Origin of the sequence: Pedobacter sp., from assembly GCF_040513095.1 — a bacterium.
Classification (GTDB): Bacteria; Bacteroidota; Bacteroidia; order Sphingobacteriales; family Sphingobacteriaceae; genus Pedobacter.
In genome coordinates this window covers 46,578-68,212 of sequence record NZ_JBEVDX010000061.1, presented here as the reverse complement: position 1 = coordinate 68,212, position 21,635 = coordinate 46,578, and the positions used below count along the sequence as shown (strand labels likewise).

At 44.1% G+C, this 21,635-nt stretch carries 16 protein-coding genes; 12 read left to right on the top strand and 4 right to left on the bottom strand.

The window, feature by feature from the left end:
* Window positions 1-24 precede the first annotated feature (24 nt).
* The 6 genes from ABWY16_RS08335 (at window position 25) to ABWY16_RS08310 (ending at window position 7,467) form a co-directional block, all read left to right on the top strand.
* On the top strand, window positions 25-483 hold the full coding sequence (locus tag ABWY16_RS08335; protein WP_353904182.1) for a MarR family winged helix-turn-helix transcriptional regulator: 459 nt from the start codon (window positions 25-27) through the stop codon (window positions 481-483).
* A complete protein-coding gene (locus ABWY16_RS08330; protein ID WP_353904219.1) occupies window positions 464-2,869 on the top strand; it encodes a 3-hydroxyacyl-CoA dehydrogenase/enoyl-CoA hydratase family protein in 2,406 nt (801 codons plus the stop codon). Before ABWY16_RS08335 ends, ABWY16_RS08330 begins: the two co-directional genes overlap by 20 nt.
* A gap of 24 nt (window positions 2,870-2,893) precedes the next feature.
* The gene (locus tag ABWY16_RS08325; protein ID WP_353904181.1) at window positions 2,894-4,072 is read left to right on the top strand and encodes an acetyl-CoA C-acyltransferase; all 1,179 of its coding nucleotides are present in this window, start codon (window positions 2,894-2,896) and stop codon (window positions 4,070-4,072) included.
* Window positions 4,073-4,101: 29 nt separating this feature from the next.
* The gene (locus tag ABWY16_RS08320) at window positions 4,102-5,892 is read left to right on the top strand and encodes an acyl-CoA dehydrogenase FadE (RefSeq protein WP_353904180.1); all 1,791 of its coding nucleotides are present in this window, start codon (window positions 4,102-4,104) and stop codon (window positions 5,890-5,892) included.
* A 145-nt stretch (window positions 5,893-6,037) separates the two neighbouring features.
* Complete coding sequence (locus ABWY16_RS08315) at window positions 6,038-6,565, top strand: FKBP-type peptidyl-prolyl cis-trans isomerase (protein ID WP_353904179.1); 528 nt, start codon at window positions 6,038-6,040, stop codon at window positions 6,563-6,565.
* Complete coding sequence (locus ABWY16_RS08310; RefSeq protein WP_353904178.1) at window positions 6,565-7,467, top strand: FKBP-type peptidyl-prolyl cis-trans isomerase; 903 nt, start codon at window positions 6,565-6,567, stop codon at window positions 7,465-7,467. The genes ABWY16_RS08315 and ABWY16_RS08310 overlap by 1 nt, the downstream gene beginning before the upstream one ends.
* 13 nt (window positions 7,468-7,480) lie before the next feature.
* Here the strand turns inward: ABWY16_RS08310 and ABWY16_RS08305 are convergent, their stop codons facing one another.
* Window positions 7,481-8,785, bottom strand: a complete 1,305-nt coding sequence (locus ABWY16_RS08305) for a cryptochrome/photolyase family protein (RefSeq protein ID WP_353904177.1) — start codon at window positions 8,783-8,785, stop codon at window positions 7,481-7,483.
* Window positions 8,782-9,690 carry a TIGR01777 family oxidoreductase gene (locus ABWY16_RS08300; protein WP_353904176.1) on the bottom strand — a complete coding sequence of 303 codons (909 nt, stop codon included), beginning with the start codon at window positions 9,688-9,690 and terminating at the stop codon, window positions 8,782-8,784. Before ABWY16_RS08300 ends, ABWY16_RS08305 begins: the two co-directional genes overlap by 4 nt.
* Before the next feature lie 235 nt (window positions 9,691-9,925).
* Between ABWY16_RS08300 and ABWY16_RS08295 the strand changes: the two genes are divergently transcribed.
* The 5 genes from ABWY16_RS08295 (at window position 9,926) to ABWY16_RS08275 (ending at window position 17,334) form a co-directional block, all read left to right on the top strand.
* On the top strand, window positions 9,926-11,179 hold the full coding sequence (locus ABWY16_RS08295; protein WP_353904175.1) for a DASH family cryptochrome: 1,254 nt from the start codon (window positions 9,926-9,928) through the stop codon (window positions 11,177-11,179).
* Window positions 11,180-11,280: 101 nt separating this feature from the next.
* On the top strand, window positions 11,281-12,159 hold the full coding sequence (locus ABWY16_RS08290) for a MerR family transcriptional regulator (RefSeq protein ID WP_353904174.1): 879 nt from the start codon (window positions 11,281-11,283) through the stop codon (window positions 12,157-12,159).
* 54 nt (window positions 12,160-12,213) lie between these two features.
* Window positions 12,214-15,009, top strand: coding sequence for a 2-oxoglutarate dehydrogenase E1 component (locus tag ABWY16_RS08285; protein ID WP_353904173.1), 2,796 nt, complete (start codon window positions 12,214-12,216; stop codon window positions 15,007-15,009).
* 20 nt (window positions 15,010-15,029) lie between these two features.
* On the top strand, window positions 15,030-16,265 hold the full coding sequence (gene odhB / locus ABWY16_RS08280) for a 2-oxoglutarate dehydrogenase complex dihydrolipoyllysine-residue succinyltransferase (protein ID WP_353904172.1): 1,236 nt from the start codon (window positions 15,030-15,032) through the stop codon (window positions 16,263-16,265).
* A gap of 259 nt (window positions 16,266-16,524) precedes the next feature.
* Window positions 16,525-17,334 carry a hypothetical protein gene (locus ABWY16_RS08275; protein ID WP_353904171.1) on the top strand — a complete coding sequence of 270 codons (810 nt, stop codon included), beginning with the start codon at window positions 16,525-16,527 and terminating at the stop codon, window positions 17,332-17,334.
* Here the strand turns inward: ABWY16_RS08275 and ABWY16_RS08270 are convergent.
* Together ABWY16_RS08270 and ABWY16_RS08265 are read right to left on the bottom strand one after the other, a co-directional pair.
* Window positions 17,331-18,050 carry a head GIN domain-containing protein gene (locus ABWY16_RS08270; RefSeq protein WP_353904170.1) on the bottom strand — a complete coding sequence of 240 codons (720 nt, stop codon included), beginning with the start codon at window positions 18,048-18,050 and terminating at the stop codon, window positions 17,331-17,333. The two genes, ABWY16_RS08275 and ABWY16_RS08270, sit on opposite strands and share 4 nt — an antisense overlap.
* A gap of 67 nt (window positions 18,051-18,117) precedes the next feature.
* On the bottom strand, window positions 18,118-19,770 hold the full coding sequence (locus ABWY16_RS08265; RefSeq protein ID WP_353904169.1) for a M1 family metallopeptidase: 1,653 nt from the start codon (window positions 19,768-19,770) through the stop codon (window positions 18,118-18,120).
* Window positions 19,771-19,861: 91 nt separating this feature from the next.
* Between ABWY16_RS08265 and ABWY16_RS08260 the strand changes: the two genes are divergently transcribed.
* Window positions 19,862-21,571: an ArnT family glycosyltransferase gene (locus tag ABWY16_RS08260; RefSeq protein WP_353904168.1), complete on the top strand. Its 1,710-nt coding sequence runs from the start codon at window positions 19,862-19,864 to the stop codon at window positions 21,569-21,571.
* The last annotated feature ends 64 nt before the right edge of the window (window positions 21,572-21,635 follow it).

The following is a 21,635-nucleotide window of genomic DNA, read 5'->3' as shown; positions in this document are numbered from 1 at the left end:
TTTGTTATGCAAGCATAGTATTTAATGAGACACGAAGAAACTATAGATTATTTATTGAAGGTGGTCTGGCAGAACATGTCGAACACCTATAACCAGATTGCTTCAGGCTTTGGAATCACTCAAGCTATTGGATATGTGCTGATTAATATTGACAGGGAAGGTACTGCCGTTTCGCAGCTGGCAGGTTTACTGGGGGTAAAGGCAACAAGTCTTTCCCGGATTTTAAGCAGCATGGAAGAAAGCGGACTGATCTACAGGGAAGCGGCGCCATCGGATAAAAGATCCGTAAGAGTCTTCCTTACAGATTATGGAAAAGAGAAACGGCAGCTGGCTAAAGGGGTGGTAAAATCATTTAATGAATACCTCAACACCCACCTTACTGTCCAGGAAAAAGAGGGCGTGGTAAAGACCCTGCAGAAATTGAATCAATTGACTTTAGCATATACAGTAACTACAGAAAATGATGAACAAAAAGATAAATAAGGTAGCTGTACTAGGTTCCGGAATTATGGGATCACGTATCGCCTGTCACTTTGCGAATATAGGAGTAGAAGTATTATTGTTAGATATTGCAGCAAAAGAGCTTCTTCCGGAAGAGCAGGCTAAAGGATTAACAGCAGCACAACCGGCAGTAAAAAACCGTATTGTCAATGCTGCTTTGCAGAATGCGATAAAGACCAACCCTTCGCCGGTTTACACCAAAAACACGGTCTCGAAAATCAGTACCGGTAACTTCGATGACGATATGGCTAAAATTGCGGGGGCCGACTGGATCATTGAAGTCGTGGTGGAGAACCTGGATATCAAAAAGAAAGTATTCGAACAGGTGGAGCAGTTCCGCAAAGCAGGAACATTAATTACTTCCAATACCTCAGGGATTCCCATTCATCTGATGGCAGAAGGCCGGTCGGACGACTTTAAAGCCAACTTTTGCGGTACACACTTTTTTAACCCGCCCCGTTACCTGCGTTTGCTGGAAATCATACCCATACCTGATACAAAACCGGAGAACGTAGACTTCCTCATGCATTATGGCGATAAATTTTTGGGTAAAACCACTGTATTATGTAAGGATACACCGGCTTTTATTGCAAACAGGGTGGGGGTGTATGCTATTATGGCCCTGCTGCACCTGGTAGAAAAACTGGGTCTGACGGTAGAAGAAGTTGATAAATTTACCGGACCAGCACTGGGAAGACCTAAATCAGCTACTTTCCGCACTTCGGACGTAGTAGGACTCGATACGATGATCAGGGTGGCCAAAGGTTTATACGACAATTGCCCTGATGACAAAGCACACGATATATTTAAACTTCCTGCCTACGTAGTAAAGATGGAAGAAAATAAATGGCTGGGCGATAAAACACAGCAGGGCTTCTATAAAAAAACTAAAACTGCGGATGGCAAAACGGAGATTCTGGCGCTTGACCTGAAAACACTGGAATACCGCCCGCAGGAAAAGGTGAAATCGGCTACACTGGAGCTGACCAAACCTATCGAGAACGTAAGAGACAGAATGAAAGTTTTTGCTGCAGGTACAGATAAAGCAGCCGAAGTTTTCAGGTCTTCCTTTTTTGGTCTTTTTGAATATGTGTCAGACAGGATCCCTGAGATCTCAGATGAGCTTTTCAGAATAGATGACGCTATGCGTGCCGGTTTTGGCTGGGAGCTCGGTCCCTTTGAAGTATGGGATGCGGTAGGTATCGCTGAGTCGCTTGAAGGAATGAAAAAGTATGGGCATGAAGCTGCAGCCTGGGTTCATGAAATGCTGTCAGCCGGTCATACTTCCTTCTATAAAATAGAAGATGGAATTAAAAAATATTATGACATCCCTACAAAAAGTTATCTTCCCTTACCCGATGCCGAATCATTTATTATCCTGGATAATATACGGTCAGCCAAAACGGTCTACAAAAACTCGGGTGCTTCGATAATCGATCTTGGGGACGGCATCCTGAATGTAGAGTTCCATTCCAAGATGAATACAATTGGCGGGGATACACTGCAGGCTATCAATAAGGCGATTGATCTTGCAGAAAAGGATTACCGCGGTTTGGTCATTGGTAATGACGGCGCCAATTTCTCTGCCGGCGCCAATGTAGGAATGATCTTTATGATGGCTGTTGAGCAGGACTGGGACGAGCTGAATATGGCGGTGAGGTCTTTCCAAAATACCTCGATGCGGATCAGATACTCTTCTATACCTGTGGTGGTAGCACCGCATAATCTCGCCCTGGGCGGCGGATGTGAATTTAGTTTGCATGCAGACCATGTCCAGCTGAATGCAGAGACTTATATGGGACTGGTTGAGTTCGGCGTGGGACTGATTCCGGGCGGAGGGGGCTCCAAAGAATTCGCCCTGCGTGCATCTGATGAATATAAAGAAGATCAGATCGTTCAGAATGTATTAAAAGACCGTTTCCTCACGGTAGCGATGGCTAAGGTTTCTACATCGGCCGAAGAAGCTTTTGAACTGGGTTATCTGCAGAAAGACAAATATTCAATATCGATGAACCGGAGCAGACTAATCGCCGATGCAAAGGCAAAAGCAATCGAACTGGCAGACGCAGGTTATACCAAACCTGTTCAGCGAAAAGATATAAGGGTGCTGGGAAAACAAGGTTTGGGTATTGTTTACGCCGGGGCTAACACCATGTATTCAGGGAAGTACATCTCAGAACACGATAAAAAAATCTCAGAGAAATTGGGTTATGTGATGTGCGGTGGAGATCTCTCTTCGCCAACGGATGTGACGGAGCAGTATCTGCTTGACCTGGAAAGGGAAGTTTTTCTGTCGCTCTGCGGAGAAAGAAAAACCCTGGAACGGATCCAGAGTATCGTCACCAAAGGCAAACCATTACGCAACTAATTCATCAATTAATCAGGAAAAATCATGCAGGAAGCATATATCATAGCAGGTTTACGTACAGCGGTAGGCAAAGCCCCGCGCGGCGTATTTCGTTTTACCAGGGCCGATGATCTGGCTGCAGAGGTAATCAGACAGTTAGTGGCTCAGGTGCCCAACCTGGACAAGGAACAAATAGATGATGTGATTGTAGGAAATGCCACGCCGGAAGCGGAGCAAGGACTGAACATCGGAAGAATGATCTCCCTGATGGGCCTGGATACAGATAAAGTCCCGGGGGTTACGGTTAACAGGTATTGCGCATCCGGATTGGATACAATTGCTACTGCGGTAGCAAAGATTCAGAGCGGGATGGCTGATGTGATCATTGCCGGGGGCGTAGAAGTGATGTCGGGCATGCCATTTGGCGGCTGGAAGGTAGTGCCGAATGCAGATGTAGCAAAGAAGAACCCCGACTGGTATTGGGGGATGGGACTCACGGCAGAAGCTGTAGCCGCTGAATACGGGGTGAGTCGCGAAGACCAGGACGAATTTGCCTACAACTCTCATAGGAAGGCCATTGAGGCGATCAAAAACGGTCACCTGAAAGGCGGGGTTGCTCCAATTACGGTTACCGAAAACTATCTGGACGGGCAGATGAAGAAAAAAACAAGGACTTACATTGTGGATACCGACGAAGGGCCGCGGGAAGATACAAGCCTGGATAAACTGGCCAAGCTGAAACCTGTGTTTGCTGCTGGTGGCAGTATCACTGCAGGGAATTCTTCGCAGACCTCTGACGGTGCTGCTTTTGTACTGGTGGTTTCTGAGAGCAAACTGAAAGAACTTGGTGTTGATCCCATCGCAAAACTTGTAGGTTATGGCGTAGTGGGCGTACCCCCAAGAATTATGGGTATAGGCCCGATCGATGCTATCCCCCTTGCCCTGAAAAGAGCAGGCCTGAAACTTGAGCAAATGGATTTGATAGAGCTGAATGAAGCTTTTGCTTCTCAATCGCTCGCAGTGATCAGAGCCCTGGATATCAATACCGAAAAGCTGAATGTGAATGGTGGCGCCATTGCGTTGGGGCATCCGCTGGGATGCACAGGGGCAAAACTCACTGTACAGCTGTTCAATGAGCTGAAACGCAGGGAAGGAAAATATGGAATGGTCACGATGTGTGTGGGCAGCGGACAAGGTGCCGCAGGTATTTTTGAAATGCTTTAAAAGAATTTAAAACCTAAATATAAACCGATATGGAAGCTACAGATAAAATAACAGCAAAGGGAGGAGAGTTCCTGATCAGGGAAACTGCCTTCCGGGATGTATTTATTCCTGAAGAATTTGATGAAGAACAGCAGATGATCGCACAGACCTGCCGGGATTTCCTTGCATCCGAAGTATACCCGAACCTGGACAGGATCGATCAGCAGGAAGAAGGACTCATGCCTTCGCTGATGGACAAGGCAGGAGAACTGGGTTTACTCGGGGTCTCAATTCCTGAGGAATATGGAGGTTTTGGCAAGAATTTTAACACTTCTATGCTGGTTGCAGACATAATCGGCGCAGGGCACTCTTTCGCGGTAGCTTTATCTGCGCATACGGGAATTGGTACTTTGCCTATTCTTTATTATGGAAATGACGCACAGAAAGAAAAATATATCCCTAAATTGGGAACAGGGGAGTGGAAAGCAGCTTATTGTTTAACTGAACCCAATTCAGGCTCCGATGCCAACTCGGCAAGAACAAAAGCCAAATTATCCGAAGATGGTACACATTACCTGATCACAGGACAAAAGATGTGGATTACTAATGGTGGTTTTGCAGATATTTTCATCGTTTTTGCCAAGATTGACGATGATAAGAATCTTACTGCATTCATCGTTGAGCGTGATTTCGGAGGCATCACGATGAATCCTGAAGAGCACAAAATGGGAATCAAAGGTTCCTCTACACGGCAGGTTTTCTTTAATGACTGTCCTGTACCGGCGGAAAATATGCTCTCTGAGCGTCAGAATGGGTTCAAGATCGCGGTTAACATCTTGAATATTGGCAGGATCAAACTGGCAGCTGCGGCTATCGGGGCATCGAGACATGTAATTGATACCGCAGTAAATTACGCAAATGAGCGGGTACAGTTTGAGCGCCAGATTTCTAAATATGGTGCCATCCGGTTTAAACTTGCCGAAATGGCTACCAAAGTATATGCTGTGGAATCTGCCAATTACCGCGCAGGCCAGAATATTGATGATGCTTACGACGCACTGGTTGCCGGCGGTATGGAAAACAATAAAGCCAAGCTGAAATCTACAGAGCAATTTGCCGTAGAATGTGCGATACTAAAGGTTTGGGGATCTGAGGTGCTGGATTATGTTGTCGATGAAGGCGTGCAGATCTATGGCGGTATGGGCTTCTCTGCCGAGGCGCCGATGGACCGGGCTTACCGGGATGCAAGGATCAACCGGATTTTTGAAGGTACAAATGAGATCAACAGGTTGCTGACAGTGGATATGATGCTGAAAAGGGCGATGAAAGGTGAACTGGATCTGATGACCCCTGCTACTGCTGTAGCAGCTGAGCTGATGTCTATCCCGGATTTTGGTGAAGAAGATGATACTTTGTTTGCTGCGGAAAGGAAGATTATTAAGAACCTGAAAAAGGCAACTTTAATGGTTGCAGGCGCTGCGGTACAAAAACTGATGATGAGCCTTTCAAAGGAGCAGGAGATTTTAATGAACATTGCTGACATGGCAAGCTATGTATATGTAGCTGAATCTGTGCTTTTAAGAACTGAGAAACTTGTAGATCTTAAGGGTGCTGAAGCTTGTGAAGGGCAGCTGAACATGATGCGGATTTATATGGTGGAAGCTGTTGATGCTTCGCAAAAGGCCGGTAAAGAAGCTTTGTGGGCTTTTGCAGAAGGGGATGAGGAGCGCATGATGCTGGTAGGACTCAAGAGGTTTACGAAGATGGAACCGTTCAATGTAAAAGTGGCGCGCCAGCAGGTGGCACAGCAGCTGATCGCTGCGAATAAATATTGTTTTTAATCCATAATTTTTGGAAGAATACTGCCGTTAGTTTGCTATATCCATTCACATGGGTGTGATAGTAAACTAACGGCATTTCTTTTTGTATTTGTTAAAATTGGTTAAATATTGTGCCATCCCTAATAAAAGACTATTTTTGTGCAATATGTTAAAAAGTAGAAATCTGTTGCTGGTCGTTTTAGCTGCAAGTTTATATGTCGCCTGTAAAACAGATCCGGCATATGACAAGGCTACGCAACTGGCTATAGATGATGACAAAATTGTGAATGCTTTGAAAGCTTCGGAACAAACGGCCGCTTTTACTAAAGATCCCAGTGGAGTCTATTACAATATTATTTCGGCGGGTGAGGGAATCGCTCCCGTTATAGATGATACTTTACTGATACATTATGTAGGCAGGACCTTTCCGCAGGGAATCCTGTTTGATTCTACCGCAACCAATGTAGATTCTCTCTCTACCAAATTTGTACTGGCAGACGGAATTGAAGGATGGCAGAAAGGTATTCCCCTGATCAAACCGGGGGGGCGCATCAGGCTGCTGATCCCATCTGCCCTGGGCTATCAGAACCGGAATTTGCAAAATGTTGATTCGGCACTTGTCGAAAATACCAACCTGGATTTTGACATCCGGTTAATTAGCTTAAAACATAAAGACAATACAAAAAATAAATAATGCTTAAAAAGTTATCAGGATATATCCTAGCCTTAGCTGGCCTAACCATCATTTTTTCTTCTTGTAAGAAGGATTATGAGTCTATTCAAGACACGGATTCTTCAAAAATTACAGATTATATTGCTAAAAATAACCTTACCGGAATGGTACAGGATGAAGCGAAAACAGGATACTACTATCAGATTGTAACTCCTGGCACAGTGGGATCAGTATTGAAAAATACTGATACAATCTTATATACCGGTAGTTTTAAAGGTATGGAGAATGGTACAAGCTACTTTGCTACTGCAAGTTACTATAACCTGAATACATTTGTAGGGTATACAAACTCTATCTCTTATAATTCTGTTGCTTACAATATCCCTGCAATACGCGATGTGATGCTCAAAATGAAACGCGGTGGTACTGCAAGAGTTTTATTGCCTTCGTATCTTGCTTTCGGAAGAAACGGAGCCGGGGATATTCCTTCCAATGAAAATATTGATCTGACTATTACTACATTCCCAGATACTACACAGGCGCAACTTGATGACAGGTTGATTCAGGCTTTTGTAACAAGCAAAGGTCTGTCTATGACTAAAGATCCTTCTGGTGTTTGGTATAGTGTTTCTGCAGCAGGAAGCGGTACTTATCCGATTACGGTCAATTCTACTATTCAAACTTCTTATACCGGTCGTTTTACGGACGGGACAGTTTTTGATTCCAGTACGGACAGGACTTTTGAAATAGCAGGCGTAGTAGCGGGCTGGGCTAAAGTTATCCCAGGTAGATTGCAAAAGGGCGGGAAAATACGGATGATCATTCCTTCCAGACTTGGTTACGGTAAATCAGGAGATGGTACTATCATTCCCGGGAACGCAATTCTGGATTTTGACGTAGAAATCCTGTCAGTAACACAATAAAAAATTTAGCGGGCTAACCCGCTAAAGCTTCCTTAAAAACTTTGAGAATCCTTTCTCTGGCAAAAGCATGTTCAACTATAGGTTGGGCATGCTTTTCTGTTTTATACTCGGGTGCCCATTTGAAGATATACTTATTCTGAGGATCAAACTTCTTAGCCTGTAACTCCGGATTAAATACCCTGAAGTAAGGTGCAGCATCATTACCGCAACCGCAAGCCCATTGCCAGCCACCTACATTACTCGCCATTTCGTAATCCAGTAGTTTCTCCGCAAAATAAGCTTCGCCCCAGCGCCAGTCGATCAGCAGGTGTTTGGTTAAAAAACTGCCTACAATCATCCTGACCCGGTTGTGCATATACCCAATCTTGTTCAACTGGTTCATGCCTGCGTCAACGATGGGATAACCTGTTTTACCATTCTTCCAGGCCTCAAATTCCTGTTCGCTGTTGCGCCACCTGATATTATCATATGCCGGCTTAAATGACTTAGTGGCTACGTGTGGGAAATGCCAGAGGATCATCATATAGAAATCCCGCCAGGCTAATTCTGACAGCCATTTGTTTGCTTTGGCATCCTGTGCTGTTGAAGCTGCTTCACGGATACTGACTGTACCAAATCTGAGATGCAATCCGATCCGTGTAGTGGCATCATCTCCCGGATAATCCCTGCGTTCTTCATACGAAGCAAGTTTGCTGGCATAGTCCAGAGAAGGGAAATCCTGATCGGATTTTTCAAATCCCAAAGACGCTAATGAAGGAAATCCCAGGGGCTTGGTTTGAAACAAATTCTTCAGGTATTTCTCAACAGGATAGGCTTTCAAATAAAAATCGTTCAGTTTGAGCATCCACTGACGGAAGTATGGCGTGAATACAGTGTAAGGTTTGCCATCGGATTTAACTACTTCATCTTTCTCAAAAATCACCTGGTCCTTGAAAGTATGCAGCTGGATTTCCTCTGTACGGAGAAATTCGGCTAAGGAATCATCGCGCTCTGCGGCATAAGGTTCGTAATCGTGATTGGTATACACATTTTTAACAGTGTAGTCTTTCAGCACTTCAGACCAGGCCTGTTCTGGTGTGCCATATTTGATCAGTAGGGATGATCCTTTTCTGTTTAGTTCTGTTTCTATACCCTGCAATTGCTGATAGATGAAAGTTACCCTGGCATCCTTCTTATCGTGCAGGTCGTCTAAAATGTTCTTGTCGAATATGAATAACAGCACTACCGGAAATTCTCCCTTCAGCGCATGGTATAATGCTGCATTATCGTTTAATCTTAAATCCCGCCTTAACCAGCAGATGTTAACTTCTTTGTTCATGAACTATATATATCGGATAAAGCATCTTCCAGCTGTGTAAAGCTGAAAATAAATCCTGTGCTTAATAATTTTTGTGCGGAAGTATTCGTACTGTTGAGAACCACAGCACTCATTTCTCCAAGAATGAGTTTCATCACTGCTTCAGGAACACTGAAAGGCCATACCGGCCGCTGCAGCTGTTTGGCAATCGCTTTGGTCAAAGATTTATTGGTGACAGGAAAGGGTGCACAGGCATTGTAAGTTCCTTCCAGAGACTCGTCCTTCAGGGTGTGCATGTATATCTGTGTCATATCCCTGTGATGGATCCATGGCATCCATTGTTTCCCTGTTCCGAGAGGAGCGCCAACGAACAGCTTTACTGGTACAGACATTTGTGGTAATGCACCGTCTTCTTTACTTAGTACTACTCCGGTACGTATCTTTACAACTCTTAACCCAAGGGTTTTGAACTGATCGGCAGCCTTTTCCCATTGCGTACAGCAATCTGCCATGAAATCTTTACCCGCATGACTTTCTTCAGTAAGGATTTCCTCAGCGCGGTTACCGTAATAGCCCACTGCTGCGGCAGAAATAAAGTTCTTTACCTGATTGGGATTTGCGGTTAAAGTGTCAAATAATAAGCGGGCAGATAAAACGCGGCTGTCAATAATTTCTTTTTTCCGTTTCTCTGTCCATTTCTCCTTGGCAATATTTTCTCCGGCCAGGTGGATAATAGTGTCCACACCTTCCAGGCATCTGGCATCAATTTCATTTTTATCAACATTCCAGAGGAAAACCTTTACTTTACTGAGTTCTGTGGGTTTTCTGCTAAGAATAGAAACCTGGTAACCAGTCTCCAGAAGTGATTTGATGAGCTCTTTGCCGAGCATTCCAGTAGCGCCGGTAAGTAAAATATGCTGATTCATGTTTTATATACAGCAATTTTATGGATTTGGTTTTAAATCTAGGGTTTTTGTGCCAGCATTTGTTTTGCTTATGTAAATATTACTTCGCGTATTAGTTGTTAGCATAAAAATGCTATATTTTTGATCCTTATAAGCGAAAATTTAGTATATCAAATTGATGCTGCTCTATACTGCATAAAGAATCTTATGCGAATTCAGAAACATTAACAGCCCCAGGCTGTTCGGAGATAAAAACATGAAAGACAAGAAAATACTCGTTTGGTTTAGAAATGATCTGCGTTTACACGACAATGAAATGTTGGTGGAAGCGATCGCCAAGTCAGACAGTATCCTGCCTGTATATTTTTTTGATCCTGCCCATTTCGAACACGATAGCGATGGGAATATTAAAGAAGGGAATAGCAGGGTTCAGTTTTTGATTGAAAGTGTTGCTGCGCTCCGCGAATCGCTCAAGCAGATTGGTGGAAATCTTTTGGTCGTCAACGGAAGTCCTGAAGAACACATGCCGGGCTTGGTTGAGCAATATGAGATTACAGAAGTTTATCACCACAGGGAAGTGGCAACTAAGGAAACTACGGTATCTTCCAATATTGAAGACCTGCTCTGGAAACTAAAGGTTAACCTGAAACATTTTATAGGACATACCCTTTACAATAAGGAAGATCTGCCTTTTCCCATCAAAGATATCCCTGATATTTTTGCCCAGTTTAAAAAGAAAACAGAACGGGATGCCATTGTGAAAGCATGTTTTGTATCTCCCGAGGTGATCAGCCTGGTAGAAGCAGAGGAATGGGGCGAACTGCCGGAATATGCGGCTGCATCCGATGGCCCATATGGTGGCGAAGAAAAAGGGATAGCACATTTAAACGAATTATTTACCGAAGGCTCCGAAATCTACGCCCGGATAAATAGCAGGGCAAATGCTGATAAACCGGTTTACACCTCTAAATTGTCGCCCTGGCTGGCCTTAGGCTGCCTCTCCCCGCGAAAAGTTTACTGGGCTGTTAAAGATGCAGAACGCAGGTTTGGCACTAATGCTAATTTCAATCATCTTATACTTGGACTACTGTGGCGGGACTATTTCCGCTTTATGTTTAAGAAACATACCCTTCATTATTTTACAGATATTGTTACCGATATCGACAGTACTGCTGGTGCCGAGCAGGATGAGCTGCATTTACAGCAGTGGAAAGACGGAAATACCGGTCATGGCCTGGTGGATAAGTACATGAATGAGTTGAATCATTCGGGTTTTATTCCTCACGCAGGCAGATTGGTGGTCGCTACTTTCCTGATCTATGTGCTGAAATTAAACTGGCTTGAAGGCGCGGCTTACTTTGAACAAAAGCTGATTGACTATTCTCCGGCAAGTAACTGGGGCAACTGGGCAAATGTGGCGATGGGCGGAAAAGACCCCCGTTCTAAAAATACGTTCGATCTGGACAAACAAATTAAAATGCTGGACCTGGAAATCTACGCTCCCTCATAAAGCACAATTCTTTATTTTAGGAGAAGATTGAAAAGATTTTTGTTATGTTAGACAAAAAATTAATCAGGAACAATTTTGTTTAATAGCTGTTTACGAATCAGGTGAAAAAGTTTTCAATCAGTGATATCGAAGGCCTAATAGGTATAAAAGCGCACACCATCAGAGCGTGGGAAGCGAGGTACAACCTCGTGCCGCCAAAAAGAACACCAACGAATATCAGGTTTTACGATGAAGATGATTTGAAGCTCCTGCTCAATATCGTCACGCTCAATGAGAAGGGCTACAAGATCAGCAGGATAGCCAAAATGGCGAAGGAGCAGATCGCTGAGATGGTTACTCAGTTCCAGGCCGACTGGAACAATGACACTGTACAGGTGCTCCGTCTGTCAGATGCTACACTTCATTATGATGAGGTCGCGTTCGCAGAAATCCTTTCGGGATGCATCGAAGAATTCGGGCTTACTAAAACGATGGACCTGGTACTGTTCCCTTTTATGAAAAAGGTGGGCATGCTATGGCAGACTGGTGCGATAGACCCCTCCCAGGAGCATTTTGCATCAAACTTAATCAGGGATAGGATCATTGTCGAGATTGATAAACTGGATAAACCTGTTAAAGCAGACCCAAAAAGATTTTTATTATTCCTGCCCGAAGCCGAAATGCATGAAACCGGACTGCTTTTTGCTCGTTACCTGTTGAAAAGCTGCGGAATGGATACACTTTACCTGGGGCAGGAAATTCCTTATATTGATATCAGGAAAGTTATTGCTTCTTACAAGCCGGACTACGCTTTCATCGTACTTACCTCATTGAATCTGGGAAAAGATATCAACAAAATAATCGGAAAGGTAATGGAGCATGTAGATGTTCCTTTGCTGGTTGCAGGAAGTTTAATATCAGAATTCGATATTCTTGTCCACAATCAGCTTACACCGCTGAAAAACGTTTGTGACATCACAGATTTTCTTGAAGAATTATAACCGTTTTACGAGGTAAAATCCTAATTTTGCCATACTTATATCAATTCATAAACAATGGATAATTTATCTTATCTCAACGGCGCAAATGCCGAATACATCGATTCTATCTATCAAACTTATAAAGAGGACCCTAATGCTGTCGAATTTGGCTGGCAGAAGTTTTTTGAGGGTTTTGATTTCGGAAGGGGAGCAGAAGGCGGACAAGTTAGCGAAGTAGCACCTGAGCAGTTTTTAAAGGAAGTGAACGTACTTAACCTGATCAATGGCTACCGTCAGCGCGGACACCTTTTCACGCACACCAATCCTGTGAGGGAAAGACGTCAGCATTTGCCTACGCTGGACATTGAAAACTTTGGTTTGGCTGAAGCCGATCTGGATACACCATTTAATTCTGGTGTTGAACTGGGTATCGGTACGGCAAAACTTCGTGATATCGTTGCTTTTCTTCAAAAAACCTACTGCAGATCGATCGGTGCGGAATACAAATTTGTACGTACCCCTGAAGTGCTTGGCTGGATTGAAAATAAAATGGAAAGTGTGCAGAACACGCCAAATTTTTCAATCGAGGAAAAAAGAAGGATCCTGAAAAAACTGAATGAGGCGGTAAGCTTTGAAAATTTCCTGGGCACCAAGTTCCTCGGACAAAAAAGATTTTCACTGGAAGGTGCAGAAGCACTGATCCCGGCACTGGATTCGGTAATTGAGAAAGGTGCAGCTTTAGGAATTGAAGAATTTGTAATCGGTATGGCACACAGGGGACGCTTAAACGTGCTTGCCAATATCATGCAGAAAACCTACAAGGATATATTTGCAGAATTTGAAGGTAAAGGCTACAGCGCAGAATCTCCGTTTGGAGGTGATGTGAAATACCACCTTGGATACTCCACTGATGTAACAACAGAAGCCGGAAAGAATGTCCACCTGAGTTTATGCCCTAACCCATCTCACCTGGAAACAGTAAATGGTGTGGTAGAGGGGATGACACGCTCAAAAATTGATTTTAAATACGAAGGTGATAACTCACGTATCGCTCCTATCCTTATCCATGGTGATGCTTCAGTAGCTGGCCAGGGTATTGTGTATGAGGTGATCCAGATGGCTGGCCTAGACGGTTATAAAACCGGTGGTACAATCCACCTGGTAATCAATAACCAGATCGGTTTCACTACAAACTATAAAGACGGACGTACCAGTACTTACTGTACAGATATTGCAAAAGTGACTCTTTCTCCTGTGTTCCATGTGAACGGGGATGATGTGGAAGCTTTGGTATATGCCATAAACCTGGCAATGGAATACCGTCAGAAATATAAAAATGATGTGTTCATTGATATCCTTTGTTACCGGAGATTCGGTCACAATGAGTCAGATGAGCCTAAATTTACGCAGCCGCTCCTGTATAAAACCATCGAGCAGCACGCTAACCCAAGGGATATCTATATTCAGCAGTTAATCTCTGAAGGTAAAATGGAAGCCAGTCTTGCCAAAGAAATGGAAGTTGAGTTCCGTGGTATCCTGCAGGAACGACTGAATGAAGCAAAAGAGATTACATCTACCTACACGGCAGTGAAATTTGCCGGTGCATGGGCAGACATGAGAATTGCAGGTGCAGAAGATTTTGTGTCTTCCCCGGATACTTCAGTAGAGAAATCTGCTTTGCTGGAGATCGCAAAAAGAATCAGTACGTTACCGGCAGATAAAAAGTTCTTTAAGAAAATTGAAAAGCTTTTTGCCGACAGAAATAAGATGGCTACCTCTACTGAGGTGTTCGACTGGGCAATGGGTGAGCAGATGGCTTACGCTACATTGCTTGAGGAAGGAAAAAGAGTGCGTTTAAGCGGACAGGATGTTGAACGTGGTACGTTTTCACACCGTCATGCTGTTTTAACGCTGGAAGATTCAGAAGAGGAATATATCCCGCTGTGTAACCTTTCAGAGCAGCAGGCACCTTTTGATATTTACAATTCTCACTTATCTGAATATGGTGTACTTGGATTTGAATATGGTTATGCCATGGCCAATCCGAATGCATTAACTATCTGGGAAGCACAGTTTGGCGACTTCTTTAACGGAGCACAGATCGTTGTGGATCAGTATATCGCAAGTGCTGAGACCAAATGGCAGCGTGAAAATGGATTGGTGATGTTATTGCCACATGGTTATGAAGGACAGGGACCTGAACATTCATCTGCAAGGATTGAACGTTTTATGGAACTCTGTGCGGATTATAACATGCAGGTAACCAACTGTACTACGCCGGCTAACTTCTTCCACGCTATCCGCCGCCAGTTTAAACGTGATTTCAGAAAACCTTTAATCGTGTTTACACCGAAAAGCCTGTTGCGCCATCCGGCCTGCGTATCCCCGCTGGCTGATTTTACCGATGGTAAATTCAAAGAGGTGATCGACGATGCCAACGTGCAGGCAGACGCGGTAAAACGCGTATTGTATTGCAGTGGTAAAATCTATTACGAACTGCTTGAAAAACAACAGAAAGATGGTATCAAAGATGTAGCGATCGTTCGTGTAGAACAATTGTACCCTACACCTCTGGCACAAATGGAAAGTGTTCACAAAGGTTACAAAAATGCAACTGAAGCTGTCTGGGTTCAGGAAGAGCCTGAGAACATGGGTGCATGGCCTTATTTATTACGTAAAACACGTAAAACAGCCTTCTCTGCGATCGAAGTGATCTCAAGAAAGGAAAGCAGCAGTACTGCTACCGGGTTTGCAAAACAACATGCTGATCAGCAAGCTTTTATTTTAGCCAAGGCTTTCGAAATGACTATTACGGAAGGGGATAAAAAGATCGCGAAAAAATCAGTGAATAAAGTTTATAACGTAGATTAGAAAAATATAATACATCAATTATGAGTCTAGAAATAAAAGTTCCGCCAGTAGGGGAGTCGATTACTGAAGTTGTTCTGTCCCGTTGGGTGAAAAATGACGGTGAGGCAGTAGAGATGGATGAAGTGATAGCCGAATTGGAATCTGATAAAGCGACATTTGAGTTAACTGCTGAACAAGCCGGAACTTTGAAAATAGTAGCTGCTGAAGGCGATACATTAGCCATAGGAGCTGTAGTTTGTAGTATTGAAACTGGTGGCGCTGCTGCTCCGAAAGCTGAGGCTCCGGCAGCAGTTGAAGAAAAGGTTGCTATAGCAGCCGATAAACAGGCTGTTGCACCGGTTGCAGAAAAAACTGGTGACAGTTATGCAACAGGTACCCCGTCCCCTGCAGCAGGTAAAATCCTTGCTGAAAAAGGTGTGGATGCTGCTTCAGTAAACGGATCGGGTGTCGATGGAAGGATTACCAAGGAAGATGCATTGAACGCTGCAAAACCTGCTGCTGCGCCTGCACCAGCTGCTAAACCAGCCGCAGTTTCAGCTCCTATAGTTCCAGGATCCAGAAACGAACGCAGAGAAAAAATGTCTCCATTGCGCAAAACAGTTGCAAAACGTTTGGTTGCAGTGAAAAATGAAACAGCCATGTTAACTACGTTTAACGAAGTGAACATGAAGCCGATCATGGACCTGCGCGGAAAATATAAAGATCAGTTTAAAGAAAAACACGGTGTGGGATTGGGTTTCATGAGCTTCTTTACAAAAGCAGTTTGTGAAGCGATGAAAGATTTCCCTGCCGTAAATGCACGTATTGATGGCGATGCGGTTATTTTCAACGACTTCGTTGATATCTCTATAGCTGTTTCAGCACCTAAAGGATTGGTTGTTCCGATCATCAGAAATGCAGAAAGCATGACACTTGCACAAATTGAGAAATCTGTGATTGAGCTGGCTACCAAGGCACGCGACAGCAAATTGACAATCGAAGAAATGACTGGCGGTACATTTACAATCACTAACGGTGGTGTATTTGGTTCAATGATGTCTACTCCGATTATCAATGCTCCACAATCTGCTATTTTAGGCATGCACAATATCATTGAGCGCCCTATCGCCGAAAAAGGTGAAGTGGTTGTTCGTCCGATGATGTACCTGGCTTTGTCCTATGATCACCGTATCATTGACGGCAGGGAGTCTGTTGGATTCCTGGTAAGAGTGAAACAATTACTGGAAGATCCTGCACGTTTGCTGTTGGGTGTATAAGTTTTTTGCACGTAGTTGAAGCCTTTGCGCTTTACTATAAAAAGTCCGTATTGCTAACTGCAGTACGGACTTTTTTTATACACTCTACCACATCTTTAATGCGTTTTTAATCCATTAAACATCTTGGAGTCATTTGTAGCTCTAAAAGATGTTTTAACAAGTAATTCTGTATTTTTGCCGGGTGAAAAAATGCTACTTACTCGTCCTTTTACTTATTTTTTGTGAAATATCTACACAAGCTCAGGATTACAATACAGATGTGCCTGCCGACCTCGGCAAAAGCATTTTTGGTAATGAAGTGAAGAGGAATTTCTCCCGGAAAGGGGATTTCTATTTCCACTGGGGTTATAACCACTCCTGGTATGGCAAGAGCGATATCAGGTTCCAGGGGCCGGGATATGATTTTACACTAAAGGATGTGGAAGCACATGACAGGCAAAGTAAACTAAGCTGGGATTATTTAAATCCCGGGCTAATCTCTGTTCCACAATACAATATCCGTTTTGGTTACTTTTTTGCAGATAACTGGAGTGTTTCCGTTGCCTGGGACCATATGAAATACGTAATGGATATCCCGCAGACAGTTGCCATCACAGGAACTATCGGGCCGAATATCTCAGAGCCTGCTGTTCCTACCGGTGCTATGGCAGGTACTTACAACGGACAGATAATTTCTGTTACTCCTGAAATGCTTACCTATGAGCATACTGATGGGTTCAACTATGCCAACATCGAGCTGGAACGTTATGATGATATCTGGGTTGCACCCTCAAGAGAGACCTCACTTACCCTCGAAACCGGTATCGGTGGCGGAATGATGGTGCCCAGATCAGATGTACGCCTGTTTGAGCAGGGCAGAAATAACCACTGGAATGTTTCTGGTTACGGGTTCTCTGTCAAAGCCGGACTGAAATTTTATATCACTAAGTTTCTTTACTTACAGAATACTACTAAACTGGGTACAACCAACCTGAAAAACGTTCATACGACAGGCCGCGATGACCTGGACAAAGCCAGTCAGAAAATCAAATACGCGGAAAACCTGTGGGTACTGGGCTATCAGTTCTAGTTTCTGGAAACGCTGCCTGATCCGATAATTGTCTTTTTAACAACTGCATCACCGCTGTAAATCACACTGCCTGAGCCACTGATTACGGCATCAAGGCTCTGTGTGGCTTTGATAAATACATCGGCTGAACCGCTGATCTGTACAGAAACTTTGGCGGCAGCAAAGCTTTTGCCTTTAAAGCTTCCTGATCCGCTGATGGTCAGGTTTGATTCATCCGATTTGCCGGAGAGATTGATGTTTCCTGATCCGCTGAGAACACCGGTAAAGGATTTAATATAGGCAGCAGCCTTAATGCTTCCTGAGCCGCTGAGTGTGGCAACCAGTTCAGCACCACTTACAGTATTGGTGACTTCCAAATTTCCGGAACCACTCATGGTTAATGAAGATATTCTTTTGGCATTGATGAAGACAGTAACTTTGGCATCGCGGTGCCTTCTTGACCAGTCGTTCCACTTTGTTTTTGGCTTAACAGTCAGGATACCACTAACCACCTCAGTAACCAGATCTGCGATCGCTTCCTGATCACCTTCAAAACGTATCGATTCAGTATTTCCCAAAGTTACTTTGATATCCAGCGGCCCCCCGGCGGCAATACCTTTGAAGTTACTTACAGTTTTTTCCTGCAGGACATGCTTAATGCTTTCGGAGGAATGAGCGACGGCTGTACAGGTAAATGCCATTAGCGTAAGAAACAGCAGTGTATGTAATCTTTTCATAGGTTTAGGATTAGCGGTTATACACATAGGACGCATGCAAATCAAAAGCGTTGCATGCCGTACCGGATTATTTATTTTTTGTCAGGATATAAAACGCGGGATCTGCTTTAAAAGTAGCATCTGTAAGACCGGCAACAACAGCTTCCTGCCATTTCTCAGAAGGATGGATCAATGTAAAAACACCCGGTTTGAGGCTTACTTTTACAGGCATATCAAATCCTTCCACTACATTTTCCCAGCGGTAGGATAACTTGTTTCCGGTAATATGATAGCTGAGCACAGGTACCTTTATCGTCCTGAGGTACTGATCAAAAACCTTATCCAGTTTTAAACCGCTTTTTTGAGCGATATACCCTTCAATCTGGGCAGTAGTAACGGTTTGATGATAAAATGTCTTGTTCAGGCCCCTTAAAATAGATCTGAATTTTTCATCATCACCGATCAGTTGCCTGATGTTGTGGATCATATTTGCTCCTTTGGGATACATATCTCCTGACCCTTCTTTGTTAACATTGTAGGGGGCAATAACCGGGATGTCATTGCTGATAATTTTACGGAGGCCCTGCACATACGCTGATGACGCTTCTTTGCCATAGTAAGACTCAAGAAATAAAGGTTCTGAGTAATTGGTAAAACCTTCATGAACCCACATATCGCCCAGATCTTTTGCCGTTATATTGTTGCCAAACCATTCGTGCCCGCTTTCGTGAACAACAAGGAAATCGAATTTTAAGCCCCAGCCGCTGCCTGAAAGGTCTCTGCCCTTGTAGCCCATTTTAAAATCATTCCCATAAGCCACGGCACTCTGGTGCTCCATCCCCAGATGCGGTGCCTGCACCAGTTTGTAACCATCTTCATAGAAGGGATAGGGGCCAAACCAGTACTCAAAAGATTTCAGCATCCGTTTGACATCGGCATCCCAGTGCGTTTTGGCCACAAGGCTGTCTGCTTTGAGCGACCAGTAATCGAGGCTAAGGTTGCCCTTTTCTCCCTGATACTGATCTGTCCAGTGCGCATAGTCACCTATGTAAAAGGTGACGTCGTAGTTGTTGATGGGGTTGCCGACAAACCAGTTGTACTGTTTGTAGCCATCAGTCTGGTCGGTAACACTGCGTAAACGCCCATTGGAAACCTCTTTTAACTCTTTTGGTACGCTAATGCTGATGAGCATACTGTCTACCTCATCACTCAGATGATCTTTGTTTGGCCACCAGACACTTGCACCCAGGCCTTCGCAGGCAACGGATGCCCATGGTTTCCCTGCTTTGTCGGTTTTGAAAATGAATCCGCCATCCCATGGTGGGTTGGCAGCTATAGTCGGCTTGCCGTAATAGTAAACCCGGAAACTGTCCTTTGCACCTTTTTTTATTGTCGCAGGAAAGCTGACGAATACAGCATTGAATTCCCTTGTGTAAGGCAGCTCGCTGCCTTTATAAATGATCCTGTCGATTTTCAGGTTACTAAACAGATCGAACTGAAGTTTGGAGAAGTCGGCTGCTGCGGTAAACTTAAACTCATTGCTGCCACTGACAGATTGTTGACCAATGTCTATTTTTACATCAAGGTGGTAGTAATTGATATCGTAGCAACTGCGCAGCGGTGTAAGCATACCACGCAAAGTATCTGCACGGGTATAGGCAGTTTTTGGCTTAAGCAGCTGGGCTTTTGTACTGAACGCAGTCATGCCAAGCAATATAATGCTGTAAAATATTCTTTTCATCAAGGGCTGGTTGATCTTAAAGGTTAAATATAAGCGTTGCATTTCTTTTTTTTCGCAAGCTGATAAGATTTATATTTCATTTACCTTTATCATGTTTAATACCACATCAATGACATTGCCTGATCCACAGCCAAACGGTAACCCGCCGTCAGAACAACATACCAAATGGTTATACCTTTTTATCGGTATTGCCGTAGTCATCAATTTTACCGGACTGTTTGTTCCTGTTATGGGGCCGGATGGTGCTCTTTATGGTTCCATTGCCAAAAACATGGCCCTGCATAATAACTTTGCGGATTTGTTTGCCCAGGGAAAAGACTGGCTGGACAAGCCGCATTTCCCCTTCTGGATCACTGCAGTTTTCTTTCGGCTGTTTGGTGTTGCCGCATGGTCGTATAAATTACCCGGCGTACTGTTTATCCTCCTGGCTGCGTTTTATACTTACAAGTTTGCAAAGGAGTTGTATGGGAAACAGGTGGGCTTATGGGCAGCGCTTATCCTGCTGACAGCCCAGCATATTCTGATCTGTACGATGGATGTCCGCGCCGAACCCTACCTCACAGGCCTGATTATCGCGAGTGTGTACCACTTTTATAAGGCGCTGGGCAGAAAGTGGTTTTTGCACCTAATAGTTGCCTCTTTGTTTGCCGCATGTGCTGTAATGACAAAAGGCATCTTTGCGCTGATTCCTATAGCGGGTGCAATAGGGGGCGACCTGCTGATCAGGAAAGACTGGAAAATGGTCTTTAACTTCCGCTGGCTGCTGGCGTTAATTCTGGTATTGTTCTTTATACTTCCTGAATTGTATACGCTGTATACCCAGTTTGACCTGCATCCTGAGAAGGTGGTATTCGGGCATCAGCATACCTCGGGCATCCGCTTTTTCTTTTGGGACAGTCAGTTTGGGCGTTTCTTTAACAATGGACCGATCAAAAAAGCCAACGGCGATCCTACCTTCTTTTTACATACGATCCTCTGGGCTTATTTACCCTGGAGCCTTTTGTTCTATACAGCTTTGTACCAGTTCTTCCGAAGAAATTTCAAACTGCCGAAAGCTGCCGAATGGTTCTGTGTGTCCGGTTTGCTGCTCACCCTGCTGATTTTCTCAGTGTCAAAGTTCCAGCTTCCCTTTTATATTGTAATCGTTTTTCCATTCTTTTCTATTCTCTCTGCACAGTACCTCTGGAACCTGAAGCTGGAAAGTTCTGTAAAGGCCATCCGCATCACCCAGCTGATCGTATGCAGCCTGATGGTGCTGTTGGTATTCGCCCTGCATTACTTCTTCCGTCCTCAAAATATTCCAGTGCTCTGCTGGCTCTTAATGGTACTCGCTGTCGTTTTATTTGCAGTCGTTACAAAAACGGGCGTGAATGGAAGGTTCAGAGTTTTCTTTCAATGCTGTACGGTAGTATTTTTTGTAAATATCTATTTCAACCTGGCTTACTATCCGGCATTGCTGAAATACCAGGCAGACAGTGAAGCTGCCTTCTGGATCAATGCCCACAACCCGGAGCACCTCCCTGTAGTACAAACCCGGATCGGCTTTGGCTACGGACTGGATTTCTATGCCGATGCCCCGCTTTACTTTTTACATCCGGGCGGGGAAAAGCTGCTGCCACCGAAACCCTATATCTTATATGGCGAGAAGGAATTTATCGATCAGTATATCCCCGGAGGAGCAGCATTAAAACCCCTGCAAACTTTCGATAGTTACCGCATCAGCAGGCTAAAAGGCAAGTTTTTAAACCATGCCACAAGGAAGGAAACACTGTCTCAAACTGAATTTGTACTGATCCGATAACAGAATTGCAATAAACCTGTTTTGATGCTTTATTTGTTGGGCGGTTTGTTAACTTTGCTCAACA

Coding starts and splice junctions, on each gene's coding strand:
- ABWY16_RS08295 (WP_353904175.1), top strand. CDS start 9,926: ATGAAAGACAAGAAAATACTCGTTTGGTTTAGAAATGATCTGCGTTTA.
- ABWY16_RS08270 (WP_353904170.1), bottom strand. CDS start 18,050: ATGAAAAGATTACATACACTGCTGTTTCTTACGCTAATGGCATTTACC.
- ABWY16_RS08265 (WP_353904169.1), bottom strand. CDS start 19,770: ATGAAAAGAATATTTTACAGCATTATATTGCTTGGCATGACTGCGTTC.
- ABWY16_RS08315 (WP_353904179.1), top strand. CDS start 6,038: ATGTTAAAAAGTAGAAATCTGTTGCTGGTCGTTTTAGCTGCAAGTTTA.
- ABWY16_RS08335 (WP_353904182.1), top strand. CDS start 25: ATGAGACACGAAGAAACTATAGATTATTTATTGAAGGTGGTCTGGCAG.
- ABWY16_RS08285 (WP_353904173.1), top strand. CDS start 12,214: ATGGATAATTTATCTTATCTCAACGGCGCAAATGCCGAATACATCGAT.
- ABWY16_RS08300 (WP_353904176.1), bottom strand. CDS start 9,690: ATGAATCAGCATATTTTACTTACCGGCGCTACTGGAATGCTCGGCAAA.
- ABWY16_RS08330 (WP_353904219.1), top strand. CDS start 464: ATGAACAAAAAGATAAATAAGGTAGCTGTACTAGGTTCCGGAATTATG.
- ABWY16_RS08305 (WP_353904177.1), bottom strand. CDS start 8,785: ATGAACAAAGAAGTTAACATCTGCTGGTTAAGGCGGGATTTAAGATTA.
- ABWY16_RS08325 (WP_353904181.1), top strand. CDS start 2,894: ATGCAGGAAGCATATATCATAGCAGGTTTACGTACAGCGGTAGGCAAA.
- ABWY16_RS08310 (WP_353904178.1), top strand. CDS start 6,565: ATGCTTAAAAAGTTATCAGGATATATCCTAGCCTTAGCTGGCCTAACC.
- ABWY16_RS08320 (WP_353904180.1), top strand. CDS start 4,102: ATGGAAGCTACAGATAAAATAACAGCAAAGGGAGGAGAGTTCCTGATC.
- ABWY16_RS08260 (WP_353904168.1), top strand. CDS start 19,862: ATGTTTAATACCACATCAATGACATTGCCTGATCCACAGCCAAACGGT.
- odhB (WP_353904172.1), top strand. CDS start 15,030: ATGAGTCTAGAAATAAAAGTTCCGCCAGTAGGGGAGTCGATTACTGAA.